Raw genomic sequence first — 343 nt, forward strand, 5'->3', positions numbered from 1 at the left:
TGGTGCGTTCGATCTTCCACCGGTACCGGCCGAGGCGATCGTTTCGCTCAATGCCACGGCGGGCGATCCGCGGGACGATGCCTCGTTCGCGCAGCCACCGTCGGTGAATGTCGTAGTCGTAGCCCTTGTCGGCGCGAAGCCTTCCCGGCTTGCGTCGGCGTGGTCCGCGCCTGGACTTCACCGCCGGAATCGCTGCCACCAATGGTTGCAGCATCGTGCTGTCGTGGGTGTTCGCCCCGGTCACGCCCACGACCAGTGGGATTCCATTCGTTTCGGACAGGACGTGGATCTTCGATCCCTTCTTGCCGCGGTCGACCGGACTGGGACCGGTCAGCGATCCCCC

The 343-nt window shown here is 65.6% G+C and carries 1 protein-coding gene; it reads right to left on the reverse strand.

The annotated features are described in order from the left end of the window. On the reverse strand, nucleotides 1-343 hold a 343-nt coding region (locus QM806_RS41020), incomplete at both ends, for a transposase (protein ID WP_283295066.1).

It is taken from the genome of Rhodococcus sp. IEGM 1351 (genome assembly GCF_030056875.1).
In the GTDB taxonomy this organism is placed as follows: Bacteria; Actinomycetota; Actinomycetes; order Mycobacteriales; family Mycobacteriaceae; genus Rhodococcus_F; species Rhodococcus_F opacus.